This window comes from Pseudomonas sp. GW821-FHT03A09 (genome assembly GCF_059421065.1).
On the sequence record NZ_JBWKUX010000008.1, the window covers coordinates 95,497 to 119,615 of the forward strand.

The following is a 24,119-nucleotide window of genomic DNA, read 5'->3' on the forward strand; positions in this document are numbered from 1 at the left end:
CACCGCTATCGCAGGCAAGCCAGCTTCCACATTTGATTGTTTTTCAAATTAAAGGCACGGCAATCAGCAAAATTACCGTGCCATGAGTGAGCGTCGCCGGCAACACGCCATACCGCATACGCACCAGCGCACAGGCCAGCCCTTCGATCAGGGTGAACAGCAACACCGGCCAGCCCAGTTGGGTCACACTCAAAGCCAGAAAGGTGTGGCAGGCGGCAAAGGCCACGCCACTGATCAAGGCCGCGCGCAGAGGCGTGACCTGCTGTTCCAGATAGCCCTGCAGGAACCCGCGAAACAACACCTCTTCCAACGCATTGGCACCATAGGCCAACACCACCATACCTGGCAGCCAAACCCAGTAACCGTGGATCGAGGACGCGTCGATGCCTTGGTAAATCCGTAGCGGCACACCGATCAGGCACCCCACCCCTAGCCCCACGACCAGGCCAACGACTGGATTGCCGATGGACCAACGAATCAGCCGCCACAACTCAGGCGCTACGCGCACCAGCAACATGATCAGCAGCACCGACAAGCCACCCAGCGCCGCCAGTACGAACCCGTTATTGGTGAAAGCAATTTGCACTTCGCTGCCAAGCGCCCACATACGCAACGGCGTCATCACATCGCGCATCAGCACGAACGCCAACAGCAGGATCAAGATACGCAGCGCGGGCAGCGTCCTCGGCGTCAGCGCAAACCACAACCCGAACAGCAGCACGCCGGGTGTCAGGTGGGTTGCGTATTTGATCAACATCACCATTCCTTCGGCGATCATGGGGGTTGGTTCCTTGGGGGGGGATGAATGGCGCGCAAGCATAGCCATCTGCCATTTGCTCGAAAAGATCCAGCAACGTGATAAGACGTCACACCAGAACATAAAACCAGTATTTTATGGACCTATATAAATTTCACTTTATTTTTTCTGCAAAATTACGGCATGGTTGTACGACAACATCGATCATTGATGCCACCCAACAACAATAAGGAAACACCCATGCCCAACGCTAAAGTGCTGCTCGGTTTTCTGTGTCTGTTTTCCGGCGCCGTCGCAGCCGCGCCTGCCCCCGCCGAAAAGGAGGTGGCCCAAGCGGTCGACCAACTGACCCAAGCCATGCTGCACCTGGACCTCAAGCAGTTGCACGCGTTGACGTCCGACAACCTCACCTACGGTCACTCCAGCGGCAAGGTGCAGAACAAGGCGCAATTCATCGCCGACCTGGAAACCCACACCAGCGCATTCAAGACCCTGGAAATGCAGAACCAGAGCATTACCCTCGACGGCGACACTGCCCTGGTGCGCAACCACTTCCATGCCTTGGCGGTGAACAGCGGCGTCGAAGTGCCGACCGATATCGATAACTTCCAGGTCTGGCAGAAACAGCACGGCAAATGGCTGCTGATCGGGCGCCAGGCTTACAAGTACTAGTTCACCATTCCACGACCTTGCGCACCTTGAGCAACGCCTCACGCAACGCCGGTATTTCCACCGAGCCGAGCGCCAGGCGCAACGCGTGGGGCACGTAGGCAGAGACCGCGAACGGTTCGGCGGTGGACACCGAGACCTGCTCGCGCTGCAAGGTCATGGCAATCTGATCAGCGCGGGCATCCTCCCCCAGCGGCAGCCATAGAAAGTACGACGACGGGTGACTGATGTAGTCCACACCCCTCAACACCTGTGCCGCCAAGGCCTGCCGCGCCTGGGCATCCTGGCGTTTCTGCGCTTCCAACTGCGCCACGGTGCCGTCCTCGATCCAGGCGACGGCCATCGCACTCATCACCCCCGGCACGTTCCAGGTGGTGGCCATGATCCTGCGCTCCAGCCCCTTCACCCAGGCAGGCGGTGCGGCGATGAAACCCACCCGCAACCCAGTGGCGATACTCTTGGAAAACCCACCGATGTACACCGTACGCTCCGGCGCCAAGGTCGCCAGGGGCGGAGGTGCGTCCTCGACGAGAAAGGCGTAGGCCGCGTCCTCGATGATCATCAGATGATGCTGACGGGCAATCCCGATCAGTTGCTCGCGCTGTGCCAGGCTCATCACCCAACCCAGTGGGTTGTGCAAGGTCGGTATGCTGTACACAGCGCGCACCGGCCGCTTGTGACACAGGCGTTGTAGAAACGCCAGGTCCGGGCCATGAGTGTCGACCGGGATCGCGACAATCTCCAGGTGCAGGGTTTCAGCCAGCACCTTGAACCCCGAATACGTCAGCGCGTCCACGGCGATGACATCGCCAGGTTTGAGCAACGCCATCATGCTCACCGCCAAGCCGTGCTGGGCACCGCTGACCAGCAGCACCTGTTCAGCATCCACCGCCAACCCGCGACTCACCAAGTGCCGCGCTACCGCTGCCCGCTCGTGCAGGCGACCGGCATGGGGCTGATAGCGCAACAGGGCTTCGAGGTCACCCGACAGTGCCAGTTGGCGCAACGCCGTGCGCAACAAGTCGGCCTGGCCGGGTAACGAGGGGTAGTTGAAATTGAGGTCGAGCATGCCCGTGGCGACGATCATCTGGCCACTGCCCTGCCCTGGCGGCAATGCGATCTCCCGCACAAAGGTGCCACGCCCGGTTTCACCACTGACCAGTCCCATGGCTTCCAACTCAGCGTACACACGACTGGCCGTGACCAAGGCCAGGCCGTGCTCGGCAGCCAATTGCCGATGGGTCGGCAGCCGTGTACCGGGCGGCATTTTCCCGCTGCGGATATCGGCGGCGAACGTGTCAACCAGCGACTTATAACGGGCGCGCGGCATAGGTGATGTATCCATGACAATTTTTTGATTGTCTCAATCTTCAACTTTAGGATGCCGGACACGCAACTTTTCTTTTCGGGCATCTCCCATGGAACGTACTTCGCGGCTCAGCACCCTCGACACCAGCACCCAGGGTTGGATCAATGGTTTTATCGGCGTGGTGATTTTCAGCGGTTCATTGCCCGCCACGCGCCTGGCGGTCATGGAGTTCGATCCGGTGTTTCTCACCATGATCCGCGCGGCCATTGCAGGCTTGCTTGGGCTGCTTCTGCTGCGGTTGTTCAAGGAGAGTCGCCCCGCGCGCGCTCAATGGATGCCACTGGCGATCGTCGCGCTCGGTGTGGTCATCGGCTTTCCGTTGCTGACCGCCCTCGCCCTGCAATACGTCACCTCGGCGCACTCCATTGTGTTTATCGGTCTACTGCCGCTGGCTACCGCCGTGTTCGGCGTATTGCGCGGCGGTGAGCGCCCGCGTCCAGTGTTCTGGCTGTTTTCGATCCTGGGCAGCGTGCTGGTGATGGGCTACGCCTTCGCCCAGGGCTTGAGCGCCGCGCCTGTGGGTGACGTGCTGATGCTGCTGGCGGTGCTGGTGTGCGGCCTGGGATATGCCGAAGGCGCCAAGTTGTCGCGCAGCCTGGGCGGCTGGCAGGTGATCTGTTGGGCACTGGTGGTATCGCTGCCGGTCGTGCTGCCGTTGAGCATGATCCTGGCACCGCTCAGTTTCACCGGCATCAGCTTGCCCGCCTGGTTGAGCCTGGGTTACGTGTCGCTGTTCAGCATGTTGATTGGCTTTGTGTTCTGGTATCGCGGCCTGGCTCAGGGCGGTATCGCCGCCGTCGGCCAGTTGCAGTTGCTGCAACCGTTCTTCGGCCTGGCGCTGGCGGCGGGCCTGCTGCATGAGCAGGTCAGCCTGGGCATGGTGCTGGTGACGATCGCCGTGATCGGCTGTGTGGCAGGGGCGAAGCGGTTCGCACGCTAATGGACTTATTCCCTTTCGGTGCGTGCCCTGCTAAACAGAGTGGTCGCCAAAAGAAACAATAAGGACTTTGCATGCTCATCCCTTCTCTTCAGGACACCACCGCCCCCGAAGGCATTTGCTATGGCTGCGGTGGCAGCAACCCCCATGGCCTGCACATCAAGAGCCGTTGGGATGCCGACGGTGTCCACATCATCGCCGAACACCTGCCCGAAGCCCAATACACCGGCTGGCCGGACCTGGTCTACGGCGGCCTGATCGCCATGTTGGTGGACTGCCATTCGAACTGGACCGCCATGGCCTATCACTACCGTCTTGAGGCGCGTGAACCCGGCACCTTGCCGCGCATCGATTGCGTGACCGGCAACCTTGGCATCAAGTTCATCAAGCCGACGCCGATGGGCGTCACACTGACCCTTCGCGCACGCGTCGAGGGTGAGGTCGGGCGTAAAAGCCGCGTGGTCTGCGAGGTATACGCCGGTGATGTGCTCACGGCTATCGGCGACTCGGTATTCGTGCGTGTCGACACCGGCCAATTGGCCGCCGCCGCCCATGGTCGCGAAGGCTGATCCTGGTCTACATTGATTGCCATCCCCCTTCGAGGACTGCACCGATGACGCGTCTCACCGCGAAAGACTTCGCCCCCGAACTGCTGGAGCTCTACGACGGCTATGCCCACGGCAAGCTCAACCGCCGTGAGTTTCTCGACCGCGCTGCGCTGTTCACGTTTGGCGGCCTCACCGCCTCCGCACTGTTGGCGGCCCTGAGCCCCAACTATGCGTTGGCCGAGCAGGTGAAATTCACCGACCCGGACATCATCGCCGATTACATCACCTACCCTTCGCCCAAGGGCAACGGCACCGTGCGCGGCTACCTGGTGCGCCCGGCCAAGACCAGCGGCAAATTGCCGGCCGTGGTGGTGGTGCATGAAAACCGTGGCCTCAATCCCTATATCGAAGACGTTGCCCGGCGCCTGGCCAAAGCCGGCTTTATTGCGCTGGCACCGGATGGGCTGACGTCGGTGGGCGGCTACCCGGGCAACGATGAAAAAGGGGTGGAACTGCAACAGAAAGTCGACCCCGAAAAGCTGATGAACGACTTCTTCGCCGCCATCGAGTGGTTGATGCACCACGACACCAGCACCGGCAAGGTGGGGATCACCGGCTTCTGTTACGGCGGTGGCGTGACCAATGCAGCCGCGGTGGCCTATCCGGAGTTGGGAGCGGCGGTGTCGTTCTATGGCCGCCAACCGGACGCCAAGGATGTACCGCGCATCAAGGCACCGATCATGCTGCATTACGCCGAACTGGATACGCGGATCAATGAGGGTTGGCCGGCGTATGAGAAGGCGCTGAAGGCGGCGGGCACCACTTATGAGGCGTATATCTACAAGGGCGCCAACCATGGTTTCCATAATGATTCGACACCGCGGTATGACGAAGCGGCGGCAAATCTGGCGTGGAAAAGGACTCTTGACTGGTTCCGCAAATACCTAGCCTAGCCGCGATCTAAAATGTGGGAGGGGGCTTGCTCCCGAAAGCGGTGGATCAGTGACTGCATCTGTGTCTGAAACACCCCTTTCGGGAGCAAGCCCCCCCCACACCGGGTTCTCATTGCTGTCGGGTTCAGTGTTCCAAGGCATAGTGTCGGCAATGGTTTAGATACCTCTGCTCATATCAGGCCTGCCCGGCGGCCTCTTTCAGCCAGCCCTTGAACGCCAGCATCGCCGACGTTTCAGCCCGTGATTGCAGGCGCGTCAGCCAATAGCTACCGGTGGTAATGCCGATATCGAACGGCTGGCGAATCACATCGCTTTCCAGCTGCCGCGAAAACATCATCGCGGGAGCAAGCGCCACACCGGTGCCTTGCAGCGCAGCCTCCATCATGGCCAAGGATGAGTCGAACATGATACTGCGCGGCACCACGGTGTCGGCGGGTAACCCGGCGGCCTGGAACCATTGGGTCCATTCATCGGCCCGGTAGGAACGCAGCAAAGTGTGTTTGAGCAGGTCGCCAGGCACCTGCAATTGCTCGGCAATCTGCGGCACACACAGCACGTTCAGCGGTGCAGCCAGCAATTCGCAGGCGTCGGTGCCATGCCAGGCGCCCGCACCGAAGCGGATCGCGTAGTCCAACCCTTCTGCGGCGACATCGACGCGGTTGTTGTTGGTGGACAGGCGCAGGTCGATAAACGGATAACGACGCTGAAAATCCGGCAGGCGCGGTAGCAGCCAGCCTACGGCAAAGGTGCCCACGACACCGACGGTGAGCACCTCGCGGTAATGCCCGCCTTCGAACTGGCCTAAGGTGTGGGCGATGCGATCAAACGACTCGCGCAGCACCGGCAGCAGCGTTTCACCTTCGCGTGTGAGCATCAGGCCCCGGGGCAGGCGCTTGAATAAGGTGACATTGAGTTGCGCTTCCAGGCTTTTCACTTGATGACTGACCGCCGCCTGGGTCACGCACAGCTCGATGGCCGCACGGGTAAAGCTCAGGTGGCGGGCGGAAGCCTCGAAGGCGCGCAGGGCATTGAGGGGCAAATGGGAACGCAGCATGCTTAGCCCTAATTTTTCTAATGGCAGGTGCGAAATATCATCGTTTGCCCGGCCGGTAAAATCCACCTAGATTTGCGACGCCTGCGCAGGCCTCGATCATCTACAGGGAAGCCAATCACCATGAATCGTCATGTACAAAAAATCCTGATGTCAGCTTTATTGATGGGGGCCGGTACCTGCATGGCAGCGCCAGACCTGCGCAAGGTAGTGGATAGCAGCGTGGAACCGCTGATGCAGCAGCAAGGCATCGCAGGGCTATCCATCGCCGTCGTCAGCAAGGGCCAGGTGCAATACTTCAACTACGGCGTCGCCTCCAGGGAAACCCAAAAGCCTGTGACCGAAGGCACCTTGTTTGAAATCGGTTCGGTGAGCAAGACCTTCACCGCCACCCTGGGCGGGTATGCCCAGGCCACCGGCAAGCTGAAGCTGTCGGACAAGGCCAGTGAACACCTGTCCGCCTTGGCCGGCAGCGCCTTCGACCGCATCAGCCTGCTGCAACTGGCGACCTATACGCCTGGCGGCCTGCCCTTGCAATTTCCCGACGCCGCCGACAACGCCGGGGCCATGCTCAGTTATTACCAACAATGGAAACCGACTTACGCCCCCGGCACACAGCGACTCTATTCCAATCCGAGCATTGGCCTGTTCGGCTACCTTACGGCGCAAAGCCTGGGGCAGCCTTTCAACGTAGCCATGGAGAAAACCCTGCTGCCCAAGCTGGGCTTGAAGAACACCTACGTCAGCGTGCCCGCCGACCAGTCGGGCCAATACGCCCAAGGCTACGACAAGGATCAGAAACCCGTCCGGGTCGGCCCCGGCGCACTGGACAGTGAAGCCTACGGCATCAAGACCAGCACCCACGACCTGGCGCGCTATGTGATCGCCAACATGCACCCAGAAGATCTGGATAAGCCACTGCAACAGGCCATTGCCACCACTCACACTGGCTACTACAGGGCGAACGGCATGACCCAAGGCTTGGGCTGGGAGTACTACCCCTACCCCATCACGCTGCAGGCACTGATTGACGGCAACTCCACGCCGATGGCGATGGAACCTCACAAGGCTGAATGGTTGGACACACCGCAGGTACAACCGGCCAACGTGCTGTACAACAAAACTGGCGCCACCAGTGGTTTCGGCGCGTATGTGGCGTACGTACCGAGCAAGGACATGGGCGTGGTGATCCTGGCGAACAAGAACTACCCGAACGCCGAACGGGTGAAAGTGGCGCATGCGATCTTGAGTGCGCTTGACCAGTAAAGCCTGACAATAAACAAATGTGGGAGGGGGCTTACCCCCTCCCACATTTTTTACCGCGCTACATGCCTAGCCAATGCGGCAACGCCAGGGAGATAAACGGCAGGTAGGTAACCATGATCAGGAACACCAACAGAATCATCAGCCACGGCAACGCCGCTCGGATCGTCTGCCCCAGGCTCAACCCGGTCACCGCCGAGGTCACGAACAGGTTCAGCCCCACCGGTGGGTGCACCAGGCCGATTTCCATGTTGACCACCATCACGATCCCCAGGTGAATCGGGTCGATGCCCAGCTTCATCGCAATCGGAAAGAAGATCGGCGCCAGGATCAACACGATGGCCGAAGGCTCCATGAAGCTGCCGGCCACTAGCAGCACGATGTTGACCATGATCAGGAAACCAATCGGTGTCAGCCCTTCGGAAATCACCCAGGCCGTGATTTCCTGCGGGATCTGCTCGGTGGTCAACACGTGGGCGAAGAGCATGGCGTTGGCGATGATAAACATCAGCATGATCGCCAGGCGCCCGGACTCCAGCAGCACCTTGGGGCAGTCGCGCAGTTTCATGTCCTTGTAGACGAACAACGCCACGAACGCCGAGTACACCGCCGCCACGGCCGCCGCTTCGGTCGGGGTGAACATGCCGCTGTAGATGCCGCCGAGGATGATCACCAGCAACAGCAAGCCCCAGAAGGCTCGGCGTGCGCAGGTCAGCCACTCACGAAAGGTCGCACGGGGTTGCGCCGGCAGCTTCTTGATGCGCGCGACGATGTAGATCGTGACCATCAGCATCAACCCCAGCAGCAACCCTGGAATGACCCCGGCCATGAACAGTTTGCCCACTGAAGTCTCGGTGGCCGCCGAGTACACGACCATCACGATCGACGGCGGAATCAGGATGCCCAACGTGCCGGCGTTGCAGATAATCCCCGCGCCGAACTCCTTGGGGTATCCGGACCGCACCATACCCGCCACGGCAATCGAACCCACCGCAGCCACGGTTGCCGGTGACGAACCGGACAACGCCGCAAACAGCATGCACGCCAACACCGCCGCAATGGCCAGGCCACCGCGAATATGCCCGACACAGGCGTTGGCAAAATCGATCAAGCGTTGCGCCACACCGCCGGTGGTCATGAACGCGCCGGACAACAGGAAAAACGGGATCGCCAGGAAGGTGTAGGCGTCGGAGGTTTCAAACAGCTTGATCGCCAGGGAGCTCACCGAGTCCTGGCTGAACATCAAGATCGACATCGCGCCGGACAATCCCAATGAAATCGCAATGGGCACGCCGAGGAACATGAACACGAACAACAGCAAAAACAGACAGAGCACGGCCATCAGTGACGCTCCTCGTGGCTGCCGGCCAACTTGCTGGCCTCACCGGCCTCGTCAGCCAGCCCCAACCCGACCTGACGGTGGGTAAAGATGCGGTAGAAAATTTCCAGGTAGCGGATAAACACCAAGGCAAAGCCGATGGGTACGATCACCACGATGTCGCCGACGTCGACGCCGTACTGGTCGAGGTCTTCGGCACCGATATGGGCGGTCATTACCGCGCTGACCCACTTGTAGCTGGCGACCATGAACAGCCCGGCGTAGGCCAGGCAGCACAGGCACGCGAGCATGCCGAGAAGGCGTTGCACCGGGCGCTTGGTCAGCTTGACCAGGGCGTCCACGCCCAAGTGCCCGGCAGTCCGCACGCCATAGGAAATGCCAAAGAAAATCAGCCAGCCGAACATGGCCTTGGTCAGCGCCACGCTCCAGGTCATGTCCTGGGCCCACGTCATGGTGTGGTCGCCCAGGAAGTTGAAGAACGTGCTGCTCAAGGCCCATTTGTCAGCCAGGGCAAAGAACAGCGTGTAGATGTTGTTGAGCATGACGTAGACAAATGTCACCAGGGTCATGGCCGCCAGCAGGAAGGCGATAAAGCCTTCCTCCAGGTGCTCCCAGACGCGCCTTAGCGTTTGCATGGCAAAACCTCGCGGGGTAGAGATAGATAGGTGCAAGGCTGGGGTGGTAACCGGATCAAAATGTGGGAGGGGGCTTGCCCCCGATTGCGGTGTGCCAGCTTGCACACCTGCTTCTGACCCACTGTTATCGGGGGCAAGCCCCCTCCCACACTCGATCCCGGTTCGCCCCGTTATTACTGGTTGGACGCGTCGGCCGCCTTGATCAGGTCCGCCCCGATCTCGCCTTCGAACTTCTGCCACACCGGGCGCATGGCTTCGCGCCAGAGCGCACGTTGCTCGGGGGTCAGCTCGATGACTTCGCTGGTCTTGGCGTCGATGATCTTCTGCTTGGCCGACTGGTTCAGCGCTTCGGCCTGCTTGTTCACCTCGACGGTGACTTCGGCCATGGTCTGTTCCAGGGTGCTGCGGATGTCCGGCGGCAGGCCGTTCCAGAACTTGGCGTTGGTGATCACCATGTAGTCGATCAGGCCATGGTTGGACTCGGTGAAGTACTTCTGCACCTCGTTGACCTTCTGGCTTTCATAGTTCGACCACGTGTTCTCGGTGCCGTTGACGGTGCCGGTCTGCAAGCCCTGGTAGACCTCGGCAAAGCTCATCTTGCGCGGGTTGGCGCGGATCGCCTTGAACTGCTCTTCGAGCACGCTGGAGGCCTGCACGCGGAACTTCAGGCCACGGGCATCCTTGGGCTCATGCAGCGCTTTGTTGGCAGACAGCTGCTTGAGGCCGTTGTGCCAATAGGCCAGGCCAAGGATGTTCTTGCCCTGCATCGAGGTCAGCAGTTCCTTGCCTTGAGCTGCCTGGAAACGGTCGACAGCGGCCAGGTCATTGAACAGGAACGGCAAGTCGTAGATCTGCACCTGCTTGGTGTATTGCTCGAACTTGGCCAGGGACGGCGCGAGCATCTGCACGTCGCCCAGCAGCAGCGCTTCCATTTCCTTGCCATCGCCGAACAGCGACGAGTTCGGGTACACCTCGACCTTGACCTTGCCCGGCAGGCGCTCTTCGGCGAGCTTCTTGAACAGCAGCGCGCCTTGGCCTTTGGGGGTGTTCTCGGCGACAACATGGGCGAACTTGATCACAATCGGGTCTGCCGCCTGGGCCAGGCCCACAGCAAACAAGGTGGCGGCGCACAGCAGCGCCCGGGAAAGCTTGAGCATGGGAAATCACCTTCTTATTGTTGTGTTGTCAGGCAAGGTGCCTGATGTGATGCGTGTAGTGAATTTCGAATTTTAGATACCTGCGTTCGGCCAAGCTGAACGCCAACATCATGAACAATGGAGATTCCTGTAGGAGGGGGCTTGCTCCCGATGGTGGTGGTTCAGTCGGTATATCGTGTGACTGACACACCGTCATCGGGAGCAAGCCCCCTCCCACATTTTTGCTACCGGATTCTTCCGTTATATCTGCGCCAACAGTCTCTGTGCCCGCAGCAACACCGGCGCATCCACCATCTGCCCATCGATCTGATAGGCCCCTGCCCCATGGGCGCCGCCATCCACCACGCGCTGCGCCCAGGCCAGCTCTTCATCACTGGGCGCCAATGCAGCGTGGATCACCGCGACCTGCTTGGGATGGATGCACAGCGCCCCGGCAAAACCCATTTCATAAGCGTGGCGGATCGACCGGCCCAGGCCTTCGGGGTCATCAATCGCCGGATGCACGCCGTCCAGCGGTGCCACCAGGCCGGCCGCGCGGGAATGCACGATCAGTGCAAGGCGCGCCTGGTCCAGGGCAAATTGGGCCGCCGCCGAGTGGCTGCTCAAGTTCAGGTCCAAGGCCAGGTCCAGGCCACCAAATGACAAACGCTCCACCTGCGGCGCATGGGCAATCTCGTTGATAGCCAGCAAGCCCCGAGCGCTTTCGATAATCGGCCAGATAACTTTACCGGTGGCAGCCACCACAGCCACCTGTGTCGCACTCTCCACCTTCGGCAGCAGCACACCGTCCACATTTGCATGGGCTTTGCAGAACGCCACATCTTCAAAATGCTCGGCATGCTCCGGCGCATTGATGCGCACCCACACACGGGCTTCGGGATGGGCGCTTAAAAACGCCCCGAGGTTATCCCGCGCCTGGCGCTTGAGGGGTTCTTCCACCGCATCTTCGAAATCCACAATCACCACGTCGGCGCCACTGGCCAGGGCTTTGGAGAAGCGCTCCGGGCGGCTGCCGGGAACAAACAGGGCCGAACGCACTAAAGGCTTTGGCATCACTTACATTCCTTATCAGATAACGCCACGGGCGCGCAGGCTGTCGATGACGTCACCCGAGTAACCGAGCTGATCGAGGATGGCCTGGCTGTGTTGCCCCAGCGCCGGAACCCCATCCATTCGCGGTGAAAACGCGGCATTGCGCGCCGGTGGCAGCAGCGCCGGCAAGGGCCCGGCAGGGCTCGCGACTTCACGCCAGCTGTCCCGTGCCTTGAGTTGCGGGTGGTCCCATACGCCTTGCATATCGTTGACCCGCGCACTGGCGATCTGTGCTTGCTCCAGGCGTTGGATCACCGCCTCGGCGTCCAACTGCGCGAAGCGGTCGACGATGATCTGGCGCAGCACTTCGCGGTTGGCCGAACGCTTGAAATTGGCGGAGAAACGCTCATCCGTCGCCAGCTCCGGCGTGAGCAGAACCTTGTCACAGAACGCCGCCCATTCGCGCTCGTTCTGCAAACCGAGCATCACCGTGCCGCCGTCGCCGGTGGGGAACGGGCCATACGGATAGATCGTCGAATGCGCCGCCCCGGCGCGCGGCGGCTGCGGAGCACCGTCGAAGGCGTAATACATGGGGTAGCCCATCCATTCCACCAGGCTTTCGAGCATGCTCACGTCGATGCGGCTGCCCTGCCCCGTCTTGCCGCGCAGCAGCAACGCCGAAAGGATGCCGCTGTAGGCATACATACCCGCGGAGATGTCGGCAATCGAGCAACCGGCCTTGGCCATCTGGTCTTCACCCGCCCCCCCTGTCACCGACAGGAAGCCGCCCTCGCTCTGGATCAACAGGTCATAGGCCTTCTTCTTCTCGTAAGGCCCACCTTCACCGTAGCCGGAAATATCGCAGACGATCAGCCGCGGAAAACGCTCATGCAGCGCCTCGAACGACAAGCCCATGCGCGCCGCCGCGCCGGGCGCCAGGTTCTGCACGAGCACATCGGCGTCGGCCAGCAAGGTTTCGAGAATATCCCCCGCCTCGTCCTGCTTGAGGTCGAGGGTCAGGCTTTCCTTGGAGCGGTTGGTCCACACGAAGTGCGAGGCCAGACCGCGCACTCGCTCGTCATAGCCACGCGCAAAGTCACCGGCACCTGGGCGTTCGATCTTGATCACCCGGGCGCCGAGGTCGGCCAACTGGCGAGTGCAAAAGGGTGCGGCAATCGCGTGCTCCAGGCTGACGACGGTGATGCCGTCCAGCGGTCGTTGATTAGTCATGGAGGTTCCTCAAAGCCAGTGAGCCATGGACGCTGCATTACGCAGGTTCCAGACCTTGTCGATCAATAAGTCGGCCTGGGCCGGCGTGCGGGCGCCGCTGAACTGGCAGAGCCGCTGGAATTTGTCGGCCAGTTCGGCGCGGCTCAAGGTGTTGCCCGGGTCACCCTTGGGCTCGTCGATGGCACCGTGCAAGAGGCGACCATCAGGAGTGGTGACGGTGACGCGACCCAGCCAGCGTTGCGGGTAAGCGCCGTCGACTTCGGGGTCGAGGGTCATGCTGACCTTGTCGCGGAATGTGGCAACAGCCGGATCACTCAACGCCTTCTCATGAAATTCGGTCAGCCCCGCCTTGCCATGCACCGCAATCAGGCCCAATACCGTGCCCATGGAAAACTTGGCCTGGTGCACCGTGGCGGGCACTTTCACACGACCGAGCACGTCAATCGCGCCTTGGTGCACACGGGTTTCCACACGAGCGATATCGTCAGCACTCAGACCTTCGCGCTGCATCAGGCCCAACAGTGCATCAGCGGCAGGATGGGTGTGACGGCAGGATGCGTGGAACTTGAACGAGGTTTCCAGCAAGGCCCAGCGACTGCCAAGGCCGGCGGACAACCGACTCGGCTCGGCATCCCTGGACATGCCGGCCGCCAAGCCCTGGTCGCCTTCGAGGATATTACGGGCGCCCGTCAGGCCATCCGCCGTCAGGTAAGCGGCGAGCAAACCGTCCGCCGCGGCTTTGGCCGTGTGCAGTTGCTTGGAGTCCGCGGCATCGCGCAAGAACTCCCACAGCCCGGCGGCCTGGGTGCCGGCGCTGCCGAGCAAGTTGATGAACTGTTCTTCGTTGAAGTTCATCAACTTGCCCACGGCCACCGCTGCGGCAAGCGTGCCGACGGTGGCCGTGGTGTGGAAGATGCGGTAGTGGGAACGGCCCATGAATTCACCGATGCGAATCCCGGCTTCGTAACCGGCGACCGACGCCAGTAGCAGTTCGCGACCGGACTTGCCGAGGTCCTGGGCCGCAGCCAAGACGGCTGGAAATACCACGGTGGCCGGGTGCAGCACCGAGCTGTTGTGCAGGTCATCCTGCTCCACCAAGTGTGACGAAGCGGCGTTGACCAGGGCGGCGAAATACGCGCTGCTGCTGCCGCCATTGACGATCACCTGGGCCGGGCCGCTGCTCGGGCCCATCTTGTGCGCATAACGTTCGAACAGCAGAATCGGGTGTGCACCCTTACTCGCCAGCGCCGAGGCTAGCCAATCCAGATACAGGTCTTCGGTGCGCGCGAGTACGTTTTCCGGTAATTGCTCGTAATGCAGATCCGCCAGAAACCGACACAAGGCTTGGGTATGGCTCATGGTCAGGCCCTCAGAAGCTGCGTGGCAGTTCGAGCAGGTGCTCGGCCACGTAAGACAGGATCAGGTTGGTCGAGATCGGCGCCACTTGATACAGACGGGTCTCGCGGAATTTGCGCTCCACATCGTATTCACAGGCAAAACCAAAACCACCGTGGGTTTGCAGGCACGCGTTGGCGGCCTCCCAGGACGCCTTGGCCGCCAGGTACTTGGCCATGTTCGCGCTAGCCCCTGCATTGGCGCCGCGGTCGTATTCCTCGCAGGCACGCCAGCGCATCAAGTCAGCGGCTTCAATTTCGATATGGGCCTCGGCAATCGGGAACTGCACGCCTTGGTTCTGGCCGATGGGCCGACCAAACACCACACGGTCGCGGGCATAGGCGCTGGCTTTTTCGATGAACCAGCGACCATCGCCGATGCACTCGGCAGCAATCAAGGTACGCTCGGCGTTCAGCCCGTCGAGGATGTACTTGAACCCCTTGCCCTCCTCGCCGATCAGGCTGTCGAGTGGCAGCTCCAGGTTGTCGAAGAACAGCTCGTTGGTTTCGTGGTTGACCATGTTGGCGATGGGCTGCACGGTCAGGCCATTGCCGATGGCTTCGCGCAGGTCCACCAGGAAAATCGACATGCCTTCGGACTTTTTCTTCACCTCGGCAAGCGGCGTGGTGCGCGCCAGCAGGATCATCAGGTCGGAGTGCTGGATACGCGAGATCCACACCTTCTGGCCATTGATCACGTACTTGTCGCCCCGCTTGATCGCGGTGGTCTTGATCTTGGTGGTGTCGGTACCGGTGGTGGGCTCGGTCACGCCCATGGACTGCAAGCGCAATTCGCCGCTGGCGAGCTTGGGCAGGTAGAAACGTTTCTGTGCCTCACTGCCGTGTCGCAGCAAGGTGAACATGTTGTACATCTGGCCATGCACCGTGCCGGAGTTGCCACCGCAGCGATTCACTTCCTCCAGGATCACCGAGGCTTCAGCCAGGCCCAGGCCAGAGCCACCGTACTCTTCGGGGATCATCGCCGACAACCAGCCGGCGTCAGTCAGGGCCTTGACGAACGCCTCGGGAAAACCTTTTTCTTCGTCGATCTTGCGCCAGTAAGCCGCATCGAATTCAGCGCACAGGGCGCGCACGCCTTCACGGATGGCGTTGAGTTCTTCGTTGTCATTGGGGTTCATTTAACGGCTCTCCGCCTGTTGTTCTTGGATTATTCGAAATGCACTTGGGCCTGCTGTGCCAAGCCACTCACATCTCCGGCCCACAACTCAGCTACACCGGTGTCTGTCACCCGCCCGCCGACTTCAAACGGTTGCGGCGCAATCAACGGACGGACGCCGCGATAGGCAAAACGGCGCAATGTGGCTTCAGGATGGGCACGACAAAAGGCACGCAGGCTCAAGGTGGCGATCAACGGCCCGTGCACCACCAACCCCGCGTAGCCTTCGGTGCCAGTGACATAGGGATAGTCGTAGTGAATGCGATGGCCGTTGAAGGTCACGGCGCTGTAGCGGAACAACAAGGTGGGTGTGGGCTCGACGGCCTCGCGCCATTCGCCCAGAGGCAGTGCATCCCCAGTGCCCGGCTTGGGCGGCGTGGGCTCGCGGTAGACGATGTCCTGTTCTTCGCGTATCGCCAGGCGGCCGTTCTGGGAATAGTCGTGGCGCACGGTGACAAACAACAGCGAACCGGTGCGGCCGGTCTTTTCTTCGACCTGAGTAATGGTCGATACGCGGGTAGCCGACTCGCCAGCACGCAATGGATGAATAAATTCAATTCGCCCTCCGGCCCACATGCGATTGCGGTTATCCGCCGGCGGCAGGAACCCGCCACGAGCCGGGTGGCCGTCGGTGCCCAGGGCCGCTTCCGGCAACGGATCTTGAAAGAAACACCACTGCCACAACGGTGGAACCGCTTCGCCGTCAGCAGGAACCGCTTCACCGAACGTGGCGGCAATTCGCTTGAGCAGGTTGTGGCTCAGGTGGTCGTGGGCGGTTTCACTTCGACCGATCCAATCAGTGGCGCTCATCGGGTGCAGATCCTCGGGCAGTGGGTGTCTGCCCGGATCATGCAAGCGCCCGCCCGTTCTGAGAATTTGCATTTCAATAAACCAGCGTTCGGTTATGCTGAACGCCAAACTCAATGACAACACTATCCCCTGTGGGAGCTGGCTGGCCTGCGATAGCGGTGGATCAGTCGCCGAATGTTTTGACTGAGACTCCGCCATCGCAGGCAAGCCAGCTCCCACATTTGATCTTCACTGTTGCTGAAGAAGGTGTCTTGCATGCACTTCGATCTGGCCGACCTGCGCCTGTTTATCCATATCGCCGAATCCCCCAGCCTGACCCAGGGCGCCAAGCGTGCGTTCCTCTCGCCAGCGGCCGCCAGTGCGCGCATCAAGGCCCTGGAAGGCCAGCTCGACACACGCTTGCTATACCGCGACAGCCGTGGCGTGGAGATCACCCCGGCGGGCGAACGCCTGCTGCACCATGCGCGCCTGATCATGCGCCAGGTGGACTACCTGAAAAGCGAGTTCACCCAATACGGCGTGGATTCGGCCGGGCATATCCGTATCTTCGCCAACACCACGGCAGTCACCGAGTTCCTGCCGGAGGTGCTGGCGGGGTTCCTGTCCCAGCGCCCCGGCGTCACCGTTGACCTGCAGGAGCGCTTGTCCCGGGACATCGTGCGGGGCGTGCTGGACGGCGCCAGTGACATGGGCATCATCGCCGGCCCCGTGGAAGCGGCGGGCTTGCAGGTGCTGCATTTCAGCACAGATGAATTGGTGTTGATGGTGCCGGTCGGACACCCATTGGCGGATCAACCGTCAGTGACGTTGGAACAGACGCTGGCGTATCAGCATATCGGCTTGCATGAGGGCAGCACGCTGCTGAGCTTTTTGCGCGAACACGTCGAGCGGTTGGGCAAGCAACTGTCGCTGCGCATCCAGGTGTCGAGCTTCGAAGCGATCTGCCGAATGGTCGAGGCCGGCGTGGGCATCGGCATCATCCCCGAATCCGCCGCCGTCCGGCACAGCCGCACCATGCAACTGGTGGCGGTCAAGCTGGATGAACCGTGGGCGATTCGCGAGCGCAGCATCCTGGTGCGGGAGCTGGAAGCCTTGCCCGGCACCATTCGGGCGTTGATCGCTACCTTGATGCCGAAAACCGCCTAAGCTCAACAGTCACCTTGCCAAAGGAGACTTCCATGGAGTTAAAAGGGTCCTGCCACTGCGGCGCTGTCACCTTCAGCTTGAACAGCGCCCACCCCTACCCGTACCAGCGTTGCTACTGCTCGATCTGCCGCAAGACTCAAGGCGGCGGCGGTTATGCGATCAACCTGGGCGGCGACGCCAAAAGCCTGAAGGTGCGCGGGCGCAAACAGATTTCGATCTACCACGCCAAGCTCAAGCCGGAAGGCGCCAGCCGTGCCCACGCCAGCACCGCCGAGCGACATTTCTGCTCGCAATGCGGCAGCGCCTTATGGCTGTTCAGCCCGCAATGGCCGGAGTTGATCCACCCGTTCGCTTCAGCCATCGACACACCATTGCCAGTGCCGCCGGAACACACGCACTTGATGCTGGGGTCCAAGGCACCGTGGGTGGAAGTGACGGTGCGCAAGGGGGATTTGCAGTTTGATGAGTATCCTGAGGAGTCTATTGCGCAGTGGCATGAGCGGTTGGGTTTGTAGCATCTACAGAAGGATCGATACGTGTTGATTTATGAATTGCCTGATCGTTATCCAAAGGGAACTTCAGACCATCAATGTCAGCGTGCACACCACATACACCAAGGCCGCTCGCAGTAGGGTCAATGCCTTGCGAAGAAATTTCCAAAAACGATCCATTCCTTTGCAATAAAATATCTCCATACGGAGTTCTATATGCAAGCAACCCTGCTACTTCTTTCATAACAATCGAAAAATCACATACATGCTGCCCTGCCTGTGCACTATTCAATTCCACTGAGTAAGTCCCACCCACTGGACTTATGTTCAAATAATCATTGAACTCATCTGCACAGGAGTCATCACTATTCGGATAAGTACATAGTTCGCTTTTTCTAAAATAAAACCCAGACCATATAAACCTATCCGCACCGACATCGCTCTCAACAAAGCGAATAGGATCACCCGACTCAGCATGCACCGAGCAAGAACCCCATAGGGCCAATACAACAAAGCATGTAAACCACTTCATCAATTCGCCCTTAAATAACTGGCTCTCTTCCGACCAGCGTTATACAGCACCAACTCGAACGACTCTTCAAAATATCGTACCAACTCAAGCCCATCGCCCTTAAAATTAAAGAGTCATTTCTTCCGTCGCCGCACCTCAACGAGGCGGAAATACAAGACCTTCTTTTGTCCTGACGACTTCATCTGCAACATCGATTATCGCCTCACTTCTAAGCGCTGTCTCTCCAAAGGAGTTATCGGTGCATTCACGCGACATAATTCTTTTATCATCTCTATAAACACCTAGAAACGCCTTAGCTCTGTACGTCTGCTGTGGCACACCAAAAACATAGGCATGGGGAGGCAACCTAAATCCGAAATATGTAGTGTAAGTAAATTTATCCACCCTTCGAAACAATACTCGCCGTTTCGAAAAGCCACTTACCAACTCCATATTTTGTTCCTTGCCAATTCTATAAAAAACCATAGTTCCATCCGCACTTGCACACAGAGACACCACCCTTTTCTTCCCTTCATGCAAATGACATGACGCGATCATTATTTCACTAGCTTTACAAAGGCTGCTTTCGGAGCCAAAAGCATTTTGGTTAAAAAATGCGAGTAACGGCCCTATAAAAAACAGAGTCTTCCTCATCTCAGTGCACCTTCAGCTATTCTATGTGCTGCTTTCCTTTCTTTAAGCCCCATCATCCCTCCATTTACAGCATTAGTAACTACTTCGACATCTGAATAACCACCAGACTGCACCTCTTCAAAAACATTACGATCAACCCAGAACCATATTGCACTCCTTATGGCTGTAGGCATTTCATTAATCAGGTCTGGCTGTCCGACTGTATCTGGCACCGCCCCCTTCCAGTATCTTGAGTAACCAGCCTTGAAACCCTTGTATTTCTCATAGCCCGTAAGTTGTAACAACCCCCTCCCCCTGAAATTATAGCCATCCGCAGGATGAGACCTTCGATTTCCATTTAAGCGCAAAAAATGCTTCACCCCGATTTCGTGTTGATTCGCCCTACGAATAATCCGCCCAGTCGAGTCCTTCAAATACCCATCTTGTTCCGCCTCCAAAGGATGCGTTCGATAGTAAACACTAAACGACTTAAGTACCGCCGGGGAGTATTCCCAACTTTCGGTCACCCCTTTCATAGACGCCCCCACTTCACCCTTGATCTGGGCGAAAAAGTGTCGTTGTCTTAACCGGGTATCCAATTTAAATTCGGTTAATCGGCCGTTTATTTCATTGAGCACCACATCAATATCGGCCTCACTCGCCAAAGGAAATATTTGTTTTAGTTGCATTGGAGTAATTGCCAACGGGTTAACCGCGCGAAACTGCCCCACCAACCCCACCGGATGAAAGTGATACACCGCCCCACTCCCAGGCAGCCCAATCATCGGCGCCACCTCTTCCCACCAACACAACGCGTTGATCCGTTGTTTCTCCGCCAGCCAGTTCAAGTTCGGCGTCAATCGGGTGTGGCCAAGCACCTCATCCAGCCCATCCCACTTGCCGGGCTGGGACCATTCGCTTTCGGTATGAATGATCAATCGCGAAATCGACTGGGCGTGAGCCGGCTGGCGGATCGCCGCTTGCAGCTCGGCTGCCGTGATCTTTCCATCGCGGTTGCGGTCGATGATGTCGTAGAGACGGCTTTTGATCCGGCCCTTGTTCCCCTCGTCGGCCACGCGACCAAAACGTGCAAGCTGGACCTCGCTTAACCGCCCAAGGTCACGTAGCAGCGCAGCCAGCGCACTCAATGAAGTGTCGACGCTGTAGACAATCGCATAGCCCTCCCACGACCACGGACTGACCCAGGGTGTAACCCCCACGGTCTCGCATACCCAACCGTCGAGTGGATGGTTATCGGCATCCAGAAGCAACCCATCCAGGCGATACCACCTGCTGGCCTTGCCCTGAACGTGGGTCATTTTGCTTTCGGGCGGCAAGCTGTCGAGCAACGCTTTGGGCAGCAGTAAATCTGCGCCACTGACCGGGCTGGCACCATTAGGAACGGGACATTGCGTAACACCAAAGCCCTCTTGATGGGGCACGACCGCAGTGCCTGCGGCCAGTTTGAGCCAGGTCTTGTCGCTGGCTGGCAACTGCTGCGCCCATGCCCGGCAGGCGTCGATAAAACCTTCGACGTCATCAGCACTGAAGACTTCCAGGTGCAGTTTCCTTTCCGGCTTTTTTGCATCGCCACACTGATAAAGCCCGATATGCCCGATCAAATCGGCAGCCTTGATGGCGACAGGCGCTTGCAGCACGGCAACGCCATCCGTTGCCTTTTCAGGCCAAAAGGCGGGTCGAGCGACCGTTGGATCTTCACGATAGAACGCCCAGTCCTGCAGGTGCATATACACGCTGTAGAGGGTAAGACTGGGAGGTGTCTGTGCGCAGACTTCGATGCAGGGCGGCTGAAGGCGATGGCGAACCAACACAAAGTTGCGCGAAAACGGTTTCGCCACGCATTGGTCGTTGTCCACATAAGGGGTGGTGGGTAAATGCTCATCGATGCGGTAAGCCACCACTTCACCGTCAGCCACACAGTAGACAGCTGACTGATCAAGAAGGCCGGCCGTGCCGCTGTCAAAATGCACCCCGCCATGCCACAGGGCATTGCGCCCCAAGGGGTAATACCCCGCAGTGGCATTGGCCAGTTGAGTCAACTGCGACAACGGGTGGCTTTGATCCTTGAACGGATGGCTCCAGTTTGTAACATCCATGGACAGTGTCGCTCCTGATTTCACAAGAGCGCAGAGGGTAAAGTCTGGATGTCCGCTAAAAATGCCGGAATATTTCCCTTTTCCAGAAGGGTACGTCCTGATTCTGTTTTGAAGCGTCCTAGACTGGGCCGTTAACAGTCTTTGACAGTTTCCCGACAAAGCTCTCAAAGATTACTGGCCGTCACCGCCCTAGCATTCGAACATCCAAACGATCATCCGGGTGTTCTTCATGTTTCGCACATTGCGCGGTATTCCTCTGCTGGGTTGCCTGCTGAGCAGTATTGGTTGCCACGGGCAACCGCCTGCACCGCCGCCGATTCAAAAGGGTGATTACGGTGCAATCATCCGCTACCTGCAAACCCGCATTCCCCAAGACATGGCTCGGGAGAACGTGGCGGGATTGTCAATTGCCCTGCTCAACGGCCAGGAGCTGATCTGGGCCCGTGGTTTCGGCATGGCGGACAAGGCGCAGGGTGTGCCGGTGACGCCCAACACCGCGTTTCGCGCCGGGGGCATTTCCAAGCTGCTGACAGCTACAGCGGCGTTGCAATTGGTCGAGCAACAGCGCCTTGAACTGGATGCGCCGATCCAGCAAACCTTGCGCGAATTTTATGTTCGTTCGCGTTTTCACAGCGACCAAGCCGCGGCCGACCGCGATATCACCTTGCGCCGTCTACTGAGCCACCAATCCGGCCTGCCCAGCGAGCACCTGCGCGACCTGCGTAGTACCTACGCCATGAGTCAGATGCCGATGCGTGTATCGGGTGTCTGGCTGAGCAGTCCGCCCGGCTCCCAGGTGGCCTATTCCAATCTAGGCTATGCCCTGGTCGGCGCGGCCATTGAGCGCAGCAGCGGTAAAAGTTTCGAGGCCCAATTACAGAACAGCCTGCTCAAACCTTTGGCCATGGACCAGTCAAGCTTCATCGGCACCGGCGCACAACTGGGCTATCGCGCCATGGGCTATGAAGACGGTCGGGTCAGCACTGATGCACAGGTGCGTGACCTGGCTGCCGGCGGGCTCTGGGCCAGCCCGAGAGACCTCAGCCACTACGTGCAGATGCTGTTCGCCCACGGCACTTACAAAGACAAACAGGTGCTGGGCAGCGCTGCCATCGATGCGATGTTCACCCAGCAAAACACTGGCAACGCCCTGGACTTCGATTGCCAGATGGGCCTGGGCTGGTTCCTGGCGCCCTGCGGTGATGAACCGGTCGGCCCTGGCATTCGGACCTATCAGCACAGCGGAGGCGGCGACGATTTTGCGGCCCAGTTGACCGTACTGCCCGACCAGCAACTGGCGGTGATCATCATGGCCAACGACAGCAATGCCGAAGAGATGGTGGTGTCGTTGTCCACCGACGCCCTGCGTTTGATGCTCCAGGCGCAAACCGGCTCCCAGGTGTGCGCCGACAACTGCCAATCACCCAACCATGGGTTGAAGCTGCGTCAAGTGCCGGCCGCCGTGGACCGCAAGCGCTTGGCCGGGTTTTATGCAACGGCCTGGGGCGTGTTCCGCATCAAGGACGAGAATAATCGCTTGGCCGGCGAACTGGCCGGCTTTGACTTTGAATTGGTCCGCGACGACCACGGCTGGCTCCGCGCGCAGAAAAAAGTCCTCGGTTTCTGGCTCAAAGACCTTGGCGAACTGGGCCGCGTGCAGCTTGACGTGGTGACGGTGCAAGGCCGCCAGATGCTCACTGCCCGCAGCCACGGCCAGCGCATTGCCATCGGCGAGCGCATTGACCCGCCACCACTGCCCCTGGCCTGGGCCGACACCATTGGCACCTATCAAGTACTCAACACCCATGAACCCGACGCGCCGCTGAGCGGTATCAGCGTGCGCCTGGAAGAAGGTTTCCTGGTGATCCGCGGCCAACTACACGACGAGCCGCTGACCGACTACATCTTGCTGCCCGTCGACAACGCCCATGCGGTGCTGGCCGGCAATGGCTATGGCCTGGGCGACACCGTCAGCCGCCAGGTCAACGGCCTCAGCGCGTCGGGTTACTCCTTCAAACGTACCCAATCACCCCACAACCCTCTTAGTTTCTAACCACGGAAGAACGCCCCAATGCGCTCAAGAAACCTTTGCCTGTCCTTCACCTCGGTGTGCCTGCTCGCCGCCGCCGACAGCGCGATTGCCGAAGACTGGAAATACAGCCTCAAGGCCGGCGTGGGCAACACGCCCCGTTATAGCGGTAGTGACGAACGCACTACCGGACCGGTGCTGGGTGGCAAGATCGTCAGCCCCTGGGGGATCTTCCTCGATACAGACACCGGGCTGGGCTGGGGTTACAAAGATAACGCCCTGACTTTCAGCACTTATGTGGGCGTCAGTGGCTCACGCAAGGATAAAAATGAAAGCATGCACGCAGGCTCAAAACGCCTCAAGGGCATGGGCGAGATCAAAGCTCGCGGGCAGGTAGGTATCAAGGCCAGCTATAACCTCGGCGGTGTCATTGTCGGCGCAACCTTGGAGCATGCACTCAAGGACGATGATCACAAAGACAACGGCAAGGCGTTCACCCACTTGGAACTGAGCCTGGGCACCAATCTCTATAAGGGCAACTATGGCTCCATCGACGCAAGCGTCAGCAGTCACTTTGGTGACCGTAACTACCTGCAGACCTGGTACGGCGTAACCACCGGCCAGGCCGCGCAAAGCCGCTTCAAGGAATACAAGGCCGGTGCGGGCAATATCAGCAACGGTATGAACCTGTCGTGGAGCTTGCCAATCAGTGAGCACACCAAGTTCTCGACCTTGCTGGATGTGCAGTACCTGGCGGATGAAGCGGGCAAGAGCCCGATCGTGGAGAGACGTTTGCAGGCCTCGGTGATGGGGATGGTGGAATACACCTTCTGATCATCTGACCCAATCAAAATGTGGGAGGAGCCCTGCC

At 59.5% G+C, this 24,119-nt stretch carries 23 protein-coding genes; 9 read left to right on the top strand and 14 right to left on the bottom strand.

The window, feature by feature from the left end:
• Positions 1-43: 43 nt before the first annotated feature.
• Positions 44-778, bottom strand: coding sequence for a CPBP family intramembrane glutamic endopeptidase (locus tag AC07V4_RS16335; protein WP_492637459.1), 735 nt, complete (start codon positions 776-778; stop codon positions 44-46).
• Between the two features lie 219 nt (positions 779-997).
• Between AC07V4_RS16335 and AC07V4_RS16340 the strand changes: the two genes are divergently transcribed.
• A complete protein-coding gene (locus AC07V4_RS16340) occupies positions 998-1,429 on the top strand; it encodes a nuclear transport factor 2 family protein (protein ID WP_492637460.1) in 432 nt (143 codons plus the stop codon).
• Between the two features lies 1 nt (position 1,430).
• On the opposite strand, the gene AC07V4_RS16345 is transcribed toward AC07V4_RS16340, so the two are convergent.
• Positions 1,431-2,756, bottom strand: coding sequence for an aminotransferase-like domain-containing protein (locus AC07V4_RS16345; protein WP_492637461.1), 1,326 nt, complete (start codon positions 2,754-2,756; stop codon positions 1,431-1,433).
• A gap of 88 nt (positions 2,757-2,844) precedes the next feature.
• Here AC07V4_RS16345 and AC07V4_RS16350 point away from each other — a divergent pair, with 88 nt between their 5' ends.
• The 3 genes from AC07V4_RS16350 to yghX all read left to right on the top strand — a co-directional run bounded on the left by AC07V4_RS16350 (position 2,845) and on the right by yghX (position 5,233).
• Positions 2,845-3,735, top strand: coding sequence for a DMT family transporter (locus AC07V4_RS16350; protein WP_492637462.1), 891 nt, complete (start codon positions 2,845-2,847; stop codon positions 3,733-3,735).
• A 71-nt stretch (positions 3,736-3,806) separates the two neighbouring features.
• On the top strand, positions 3,807-4,301 hold the full coding sequence (locus AC07V4_RS16355) for a PaaI family thioesterase (protein WP_492637463.1): 495 nt from the start codon (positions 3,807-3,809) through the stop codon (positions 4,299-4,301).
• Positions 4,302-4,345: 44 nt separating this feature from the next.
• Entirely contained in the window at positions 4,346-5,233 is an 888-nt protein-coding gene (gene yghX / locus AC07V4_RS16360) for a YghX family hydrolase (protein ID WP_492637464.1), read from the top strand.
• Positions 5,234-5,408: 175 nt separating this feature from the next.
• Here yghX and AC07V4_RS16365 read toward each other — a convergent pair whose 3' ends face one another.
• On the bottom strand, positions 5,409-6,287 hold the full coding sequence (locus AC07V4_RS16365; RefSeq protein ID WP_492637465.1) for a LysR family transcriptional regulator: 879 nt from the start codon (positions 6,285-6,287) through the stop codon (positions 5,409-5,411).
• A 120-nt stretch (positions 6,288-6,407) separates the two neighbouring features.
• Between AC07V4_RS16365 and ampC the strand changes: the two genes are divergently transcribed.
• Positions 6,408-7,550, top strand: coding sequence for a class C beta-lactamase (ampC, locus tag AC07V4_RS16370; protein ID WP_492637466.1), 1,143 nt, complete (start codon positions 6,408-6,410; stop codon positions 7,548-7,550).
• Between the two features lie 58 nt (positions 7,551-7,608).
• Here the strand turns inward: ampC and dctM are convergent, their stop codons facing one another.
• The 8 genes from dctM to AC07V4_RS16410 all read right to left on the bottom strand — a co-directional run bounded on the left by dctM (position 7,609) and on the right by AC07V4_RS16410 (position 16,321).
• Positions 7,609-8,889 (bottom strand): C4-dicarboxylate TRAP transporter large permease protein DctM, encoded by a 1,281-nt coding sequence (gene dctM, locus AC07V4_RS16375; protein ID WP_492637467.1) that lies wholly within the window; start codon positions 8,887-8,889, stop codon positions 7,609-7,611.
• Entirely contained in the window at positions 8,889-9,521 is a 633-nt protein-coding gene (locus AC07V4_RS16380; protein WP_492637468.1) for a TRAP transporter small permease, read from the bottom strand. Before AC07V4_RS16380 ends, dctM begins: the two co-directional genes overlap by 1 nt.
• Positions 9,522-9,694: 173 nt before the next feature.
• Entirely contained in the window at positions 9,695-10,678 is a 984-nt protein-coding gene (locus AC07V4_RS16385; protein WP_492637469.1) for a TRAP transporter substrate-binding protein, read from the bottom strand.
• 240 nt (positions 10,679-10,918) lie between these two features.
• Positions 10,919-11,731, bottom strand: a complete 813-nt coding sequence (locus tag AC07V4_RS16390) for an HpcH/HpaI aldolase/citrate lyase family protein (protein WP_492637470.1) — start codon at positions 11,729-11,731, stop codon at positions 10,919-10,921.
• A gap of 15 nt (positions 11,732-11,746) precedes the next feature.
• Entirely contained in the window at positions 11,747-12,940 is a 1,194-nt protein-coding gene (locus tag AC07V4_RS16395) for a CaiB/BaiF CoA transferase family protein (protein WP_492637471.1), read from the bottom strand.
• A 9-nt stretch (positions 12,941-12,949) separates the two neighbouring features.
• Positions 12,950-14,299, bottom strand: a complete 1,350-nt coding sequence (locus AC07V4_RS16400; protein WP_492637472.1) for an MmgE/PrpD family protein — start codon at positions 14,297-14,299, stop codon at positions 12,950-12,952.
• Between the two features lie 10 nt (positions 14,300-14,309).
• Positions 14,310-15,473: an acyl-CoA dehydrogenase family protein gene (locus tag AC07V4_RS16405; RefSeq protein ID WP_492637473.1), complete on the bottom strand. Its 1,164-nt coding sequence runs from the start codon at positions 15,471-15,473 to the stop codon at positions 14,310-14,312.
• Between the two features lie 29 nt (positions 15,474-15,502).
• The gene (locus tag AC07V4_RS16410; protein ID WP_492637474.1) at positions 15,503-16,321 is read right to left on the bottom strand and encodes an HTD2 family dehydratase; all 819 of its coding nucleotides are present in this window, start codon (positions 16,319-16,321) and stop codon (positions 15,503-15,505) included.
• A gap of 255 nt (positions 16,322-16,576) precedes the next feature.
• On the opposite strand from AC07V4_RS16410, the gene AC07V4_RS16415 reads away from it, so the two are divergent.
• A complete protein-coding gene (locus AC07V4_RS16415) occupies positions 16,577-17,467 on the top strand; it encodes a LysR family transcriptional regulator (RefSeq protein ID WP_492637475.1) in 891 nt (296 codons plus the stop codon).
• Between the two features lie 32 nt (positions 17,468-17,499).
• The gene (locus AC07V4_RS16420) at positions 17,500-17,982 is read left to right on the top strand and encodes a GFA family protein (RefSeq protein ID WP_431752603.1); all 483 of its coding nucleotides are present in this window, start codon (positions 17,500-17,502) and stop codon (positions 17,980-17,982) included.
• Here AC07V4_RS16420 and AC07V4_RS16425 read toward each other — a convergent pair.
• From AC07V4_RS16425 to AC07V4_RS16435, 3 genes are all read right to left on the bottom strand, one after another.
• Positions 17,948-18,490 (bottom strand): hypothetical protein, encoded by a 543-nt coding sequence (locus AC07V4_RS16425; protein WP_492637476.1) that lies wholly within the window; start codon positions 18,488-18,490, stop codon positions 17,948-17,950. The two genes, AC07V4_RS16420 and AC07V4_RS16425, sit on opposite strands and share 35 nt — an antisense overlap.
• A gap of 135 nt (positions 18,491-18,625) precedes the next feature.
• Entirely contained in the window at positions 18,626-19,123 is a 498-nt protein-coding gene (locus AC07V4_RS16430) for a hypothetical protein (protein WP_492637477.1), read from the bottom strand.
• A complete protein-coding gene (locus AC07V4_RS16435; RefSeq protein ID WP_492637478.1) occupies positions 19,120-21,219 on the bottom strand; it encodes a glycoside hydrolase family 19 protein in 2,100 nt (699 codons plus the stop codon). The genes AC07V4_RS16430 and AC07V4_RS16435 overlap by 4 nt, the downstream gene beginning before the upstream one ends.
• Positions 21,220-21,448: 229 nt before the next feature.
• Between AC07V4_RS16435 and AC07V4_RS16440 the strand changes: the two genes are divergently transcribed.
• Positions 21,449-23,272 carry a serine hydrolase domain-containing protein gene (locus AC07V4_RS16440; protein ID WP_492637479.1) on the top strand — a complete coding sequence of 608 codons (1,824 nt, stop codon included), beginning with the start codon at positions 21,449-21,451 and terminating at the stop codon, positions 23,270-23,272.
• An 18-nt stretch (positions 23,273-23,290) separates the two neighbouring features.
• Positions 23,291-24,082, top strand: coding sequence for a MipA/OmpV family protein (locus tag AC07V4_RS16445; protein ID WP_492637480.1), 792 nt, complete (start codon positions 23,291-23,293; stop codon positions 24,080-24,082).
• The last annotated feature ends 37 nt before the right edge of the window (positions 24,083-24,119 follow it).

What these genes read in the sequence shown, in the direction of transcription:
- AC07V4_RS16440 (WP_492637479.1), top strand. Translation starts at nt 21,449, where the DNA reads ATGTTTCGCACATTGCGCGGTATTCCTCTGCTGGGTTGCCTGCTGAGC.
- AC07V4_RS16390 (WP_492637470.1), bottom strand. Translation starts at nt 11,731, where the DNA reads ATGCCAAAGCCTTTAGTGCGTTCGGCCCTGTTTGTTCCCGGCAGCCGC.
- AC07V4_RS16445 (WP_492637480.1), top strand. Translation starts at nt 23,291, where the DNA reads ATGCGCTCAAGAAACCTTTGCCTGTCCTTCACCTCGGTGTGCCTGCTC.
- AC07V4_RS16425 (WP_492637476.1), bottom strand. Translation starts at nt 18,490, where the DNA reads ATGAAGTGGTTTACATGCTTTGTTGTATTGGCCCTATGGGGTTCTTGC.
- AC07V4_RS16430 (WP_492637477.1), bottom strand. Translation starts at nt 19,123, where the DNA reads ATGAGGAAGACTCTGTTTTTTATAGGGCCGTTACTCGCATTTTTTAAC.
- AC07V4_RS16420 (WP_431752603.1), top strand. Translation starts at nt 17,500, where the DNA reads ATGGAGTTAAAAGGGTCCTGCCACTGCGGCGCTGTCACCTTCAGCTTG.
- AC07V4_RS16435 (WP_492637478.1), bottom strand. Translation starts at nt 21,219, where the DNA reads ATGGATGTTACAAACTGGAGCCATCCGTTCAAGGATCAAAGCCACCCG.
- AC07V4_RS16380 (WP_492637468.1), bottom strand. Translation starts at nt 9,521, where the DNA reads ATGCAAACGCTAAGGCGCGTCTGGGAGCACCTGGAGGAAGGCTTTATC.
- AC07V4_RS16405 (WP_492637473.1), bottom strand. Translation starts at nt 15,473, where the DNA reads ATGAACCCCAATGACAACGAAGAACTCAACGCCATCCGTGAAGGCGTG.
- ampC (WP_492637466.1), top strand. Translation starts at nt 6,408, where the DNA reads ATGAATCGTCATGTACAAAAAATCCTGATGTCAGCTTTATTGATGGGG.
- yghX (WP_492637464.1), top strand. Translation starts at nt 4,346, where the DNA reads ATGACGCGTCTCACCGCGAAAGACTTCGCCCCCGAACTGCTGGAGCTC.
- AC07V4_RS16340 (WP_492637460.1), top strand. Translation starts at nt 998, where the DNA reads ATGCCCAACGCTAAAGTGCTGCTCGGTTTTCTGTGTCTGTTTTCCGGC.
- AC07V4_RS16345 (WP_492637461.1), bottom strand. Translation starts at nt 2,756, where the DNA reads ATGCCGCGCGCCCGTTATAAGTCGCTGGTTGACACGTTCGCCGCCGAT.
- AC07V4_RS16395 (WP_492637471.1), bottom strand. Translation starts at nt 12,940, where the DNA reads ATGACTAATCAACGACCGCTGGACGGCATCACCGTCGTCAGCCTGGAG.
- AC07V4_RS16410 (WP_492637474.1), bottom strand. Translation starts at nt 16,321, where the DNA reads ATGAGCGCCACTGATTGGATCGGTCGAAGTGAAACCGCCCACGACCAC.
- AC07V4_RS16355 (WP_492637463.1), top strand. Translation starts at nt 3,807, where the DNA reads ATGCTCATCCCTTCTCTTCAGGACACCACCGCCCCCGAAGGCATTTGC.
- AC07V4_RS16385 (WP_492637469.1), bottom strand. Translation starts at nt 10,678, where the DNA reads ATGCTCAAGCTTTCCCGGGCGCTGCTGTGCGCCGCCACCTTGTTTGCT.
- AC07V4_RS16365 (WP_492637465.1), bottom strand. Translation starts at nt 6,287, where the DNA reads ATGCTGCGTTCCCATTTGCCCCTCAATGCCCTGCGCGCCTTCGAGGCT.
- AC07V4_RS16335 (WP_492637459.1), bottom strand. Translation starts at nt 778, where the DNA reads ATGATCGCCGAAGGAATGGTGATGTTGATCAAATACGCAACCCACCTG.
- AC07V4_RS16400 (WP_492637472.1), bottom strand. Translation starts at nt 14,299, where the DNA reads ATGAGCCATACCCAAGCCTTGTGTCGGTTTCTGGCGGATCTGCATTAC.
- dctM (WP_492637467.1), bottom strand. Translation starts at nt 8,889, where the DNA reads ATGGCCGTGCTCTGTCTGTTTTTGCTGTTGTTCGTGTTCATGTTCCTC.
- AC07V4_RS16350 (WP_492637462.1), top strand. Translation starts at nt 2,845, where the DNA reads ATGGAACGTACTTCGCGGCTCAGCACCCTCGACACCAGCACCCAGGGT.
- AC07V4_RS16415 (WP_492637475.1), top strand. Translation starts at nt 16,577, where the DNA reads ATGCACTTCGATCTGGCCGACCTGCGCCTGTTTATCCATATCGCCGAA.